Origin of the sequence: Hydrocoleum sp. CS-953 (assembly GCF_002260545.1) — a bacterium.
GTDB lineage: Bacteria > Cyanobacteriota > Cyanobacteriia > Cyanobacteriales > Microcoleaceae > Trichodesmium.
In genome coordinates, this window is the sequence record NZ_LGSU01000651.1 from 1 (window position 1) to 4,061 (window position 4,061).

Below are 4,061 nucleotides of genomic sequence, written 5' to 3' on the forward strand. Positions count from 1 at the left end.
GAATATGAATAATCAGAATAATTCTCATTGTTGTAGCTGTCACCATGAAGAAAATGATAATCATACTAACCAAACTACCCAAGAGTCACATTTAAAACAGGAAATTTTACCTTTACTTCCAGTCGCTATTATCTATATATTAGGTTTGATTTTCTATCAACAATTACAAAATATTGCCTACGGTATAGGGAAATACATAGTGTTTATTCCTATCTATATATATAGTGGATGGACGGTACTTTCTAGCGCTGGAAAAAATATTTTGAAAGGCAGAATATTTGATGAAAATTTTTTAATGACTGTCGCAACATTGGCAGCGATCGTTATTGATAAGTTACCGGAAGCTGTGGCAGTAATGTTGTTTTATCAAGTTGGGGAAACATTCCAAGAATATTCTGTTAAACGTTCCCGTAGTTCTATTAAGTCATTATTAGAAGTTCGTCCTGATTATGCAAATTTAAAAATTGATGATTCTCTGGAAAAAGTATCTCCTGAAATAGTAGAAGTTGGGAGTGAAATAGTCGTTAAACCAGGAGAAAAAATTCCTTTAGATGGTGAAATTATCTCTGGCAATTCTCAAGTTGATACTTCGGCTTTAACTGGGGAATCAATACCTAAGTTTTTCACAGTTGGGCAAACAATATTAGCAGGGATGGTTAATCAAACGGGAGTATTAACAATTCGGGTTACTAAACCTTTTGGTGAGTCATCCATTGCTCGGATTTTAGAATTAGTTGAAACTGCTAAAACTAAGAAATCTAAAACGGAAAGATTTATGACAACTTTTGCCAGATACTATACTCCAGTCGTTGTCTTTATTTCTTTGCTAATTGCTTTTTTGCCTCCTCTATTTATTTCTGGTGCGACTTATGGCGATTGGATAAATCGGGCATTAATTGTATTAGTTGTTTCCTGTCCTTGTGGATTAGTAATTAGTATTCCTTTGGGTTACTTTGGTGGAGTTGGTGGAGCTGCTAAACGAGGGATTTTAGTTAAAGGTTCCACATTTTTAGATGATTTAGCTGCTATTAAAACTGTGGTTTTTGATAAAACTGGAACTTTAACAGAAGGTAAACTTCAGGTAACAGATATTATCACGAAAAATGGCTTGACTAAACCAGAATTAGTAGAAGTGGCAGCTAAAGTAGAATCTTTATCAAATCATCCTATTGCTCAAGCAGTTTATAAATATAATTCCACGAAAATAGATAATTATGATGTGTCAGAATATCAAGAAATTGCTGGATGTGGAATTAAGGCAAAAGTTGGGAATAAAACAGTTATTGCTGGAGGCGATCGCCTATTACATTTAGAAGATATTGAACACGATATTTGTGATGTTGGAGATACGGCAGTTCATTTAGCAGTTGATAGTAAATATGTTGGTTATATTACAATTTCTGACCAAATTAAATTAGATGCTGCTCAGGCAATTAAGTCTTTGAAAAATTTGGGTGTAGAAAAAATTGTAATGTTAACTGGAGATAATCAAACTGTTGCTCAACGGGTGGCAAAAAATCTAGGTTTAGATGATTATCAAGCGGAATTATTGCCCGAAGATAAAGTTACTGCCATTGAACAATTATTGCTTCAAAATAATGGAAAAGTTGCTTTTGTTGGTGATGGAATTAATGATGCTCCAGTTATTGCTCGTGCCGATGTTGGTCTGGCTATGGGTGGTATGGGTTCCGATGCAGCAATTGAAACTGCGGATGTTGTTATTATGACTGATGCTCCTTCTAAGGTTGCCGAAGCAATAAAAATTAGCAGGAAAACTCGTCGTATTGTTTGGCAGAATATTGGTTTTGCTTTAGGAGTAAAAAGTTTGTTTATTTTGTTGGGAATAGTTGGGTTGGCAAATATTTGGGAAGCAGTATTTGCAGATGTGGGTGTGGCATTAATTGCAATTTTTAATTCTAGTCGAGTATTGGAATTCAAAAGTCAAAAGTCAAAAGTCAAAAGTTAAATAGGAAAGTAATATTAAATCCGGTCATCAAAAGGTACTTTTTCCCTATTCCCCTACTCCCCTACTCCCCTATCATCTTAAATACCTAATATTAAGGAGTTAATTAAACGGATGAATGCTTATAAAAAATATGTAATAATTGATAATCTTCAGCAGTTGGTTTGATCGGATTTACCATTTGCAGCAGGTCATTTCAGTTATCAGTTAACAGTTAACTGATAACAGTACCTCTCGCTAAACCCAGAGGCTTGAAATACTGAAGTTTATTTTCTCTTGGTCGATTAGATATGGCGTTAACGGAGTGGCTCTGTTAAGAGCGGGAGACCCGCTCCTACGGACCCGCTTCGGTAACGCCATCTCATCCTGACGGACTGCTCCGCAAACGACCGCTTTTTCATCCCCTTAAAAGGGGAGGCTTGAGACCTTATTTTTTGGTCAAAAAGTGGAAATAATTCTTTTAGCTGAAGAGCATAATGAAGTTGATAGTCCACTAGAGGAATTACGCCAAAAAATTGATAGTGCAACTAAACAAAATTTAGCAGGAAATGTGAAAGAACGATACCAGCGGAAATGATATAAAATAGGGGAAAAAGGCGTTGGTGAATAAAAGTATAATTTGAGAGAATTCAGGAGTTATAAAGGAGCTTTTTCTGGGTCAATTAGAGGGAAAATAGGTCTGATTTACACGTTATATCATGCCCGGTAGCATCGGTATTGTAAAAGGGTAAGAATTCAGAATTAAGAAATTTGCTTTGTCAGGCTTTATTTATCTAGGAATTAAGGGTATTAACCCCGAAAAACACTTAAATTTCCTGTAGATATTCACTCTTTGGTTTACACAAACGATACCAGCGGACATAATATTATAAATTTAGGAATTTCATACCGTGTTTCACCAAGACCAGGAAAAAAAGTAGCATCTAATATCATGTCCGGATAATCAATGATAAAAAAACCTTCTCCCTTTGAACTTTTCTTCCCCTTCTGCCTTCTGCCTTCTGCCCTCTGCCTTCCCTCCTCCAAAGTGTAACTATTCAACCGAACATGATATAAGTTCCCATCTCCCCACACTTCCCAGACTTTCCACCCTCCCATTGATAAGATCCCATCTCCCCACACTTCCCAGACTTTCCACCCTCCCATTGATAAGATCCCAAATGGGTTCTATAAACCCGGTTTCTATACTTCTGGAAATATCTATCTAATCTGAAAATCAGAACTTTCCAACTCAGGAGCATTCACAACATTCGCAAATAAACCGCCCTCTCCAAAACCACTTGCTACACCATCCGAGTTGTAGAACAAATTACCATTTGTCTGATTATAAACAATAACTCCTACTGCTGTTTCTGCTTGTGCGTCACTACTGACAACCTCAAACTCCTCAACAATACTAAAACCTTCACCTGCCAAACTATTAATAGCTGTAAACGTATTCTGATCTAACCAAATTTTATCCCTATCTTCCTGAAAGTCAGTAATAGTATCTGTACCAATATCCTCTGCTTGAAAAGGTTGGTTAGTATTAAAAATGAACTTATCCTTACTCGCACCTCCAGTCAGAGTATCGTTACCCGCACCACCATTTAAGCGATCGCATCCCGGTCTCCCTTGTAAAATATCGTCACCTGCTCCTCCTAGCAAAATATCATTACCAATACCTCCAATAACTGTATCTGCTCCACCCACTCCTAAAAGGGTATCGTTACCTCGACCTCCTCCTAATTTATTGTCACCATCACTACCTGCAATATAATTGTTTCGAGGGTTTCCAGAACCATCAATATTTTCCCCGGTCAGCACCAGGTTTTCAACATTGCCTGGCAAACTATAGGTGATACTAGACTCAGCAGCATCAATACCAGCATTAGGATCTTCAATGATTATATCTGCGGTGTTGTTAATAATATAAGTATCATTACCCTCACCACCTGAAAGAGTGTCGCCATTGTTTGTTCCGATGAGGCGATCGCTATTAGGAGTACCAAGAGTATTGTTATTATTTGCTAGAGTCTCATCCACATCAGTCACATCTATAGTTAGTTGTTGCTCAAAACTTTCTGTGGGTGTTCCACTATCAGTTGTGCGGATATTA

Annotated in this window: 4 protein-coding genes; 2 read left to right on the forward strand and 2 right to left on the reverse strand. The window is 37.1% G+C overall.

Translation table 11 applies throughout. From position 1 onward, the window contains the following. The first annotated feature begins 4 nt into the window (after positions 1-4). Positions 5-1,966, forward strand: coding sequence for a heavy metal translocating P-type ATPase (locus AFK68_RS07360; RefSeq protein WP_094672193.1), 1,962 nt, complete (start codon positions 5-7; stop codon positions 1,964-1,966). Positions 1,967-2,408: 442 nt separating this feature from the next. After that, the gene (locus AFK68_RS43355) at positions 2,409-2,540 is read left to right on the forward strand and encodes a hypothetical protein (protein ID WP_256386510.1); all 132 of its coding nucleotides are present in this window, start codon (positions 2,409-2,411) and stop codon (positions 2,538-2,540) included. Between the two features lie 260 nt (positions 2,541-2,800). Here the strand turns inward: AFK68_RS43355 and AFK68_RS07365 are convergent, their stop codons facing one another. Further along, a complete protein-coding gene (locus AFK68_RS07365; RefSeq protein WP_094672192.1) occupies positions 2,801-3,109 on the reverse strand; it encodes a hypothetical protein in 309 nt (102 codons plus the stop codon). A 54-nt stretch (positions 3,110-3,163) separates the two neighbouring features. Beyond that, positions 3,164-4,061 (reverse strand): calcium-binding protein (locus AFK68_RS07370; RefSeq protein WP_143437662.1); only part of this gene is annotated, 898 nt, incomplete at its 5' end.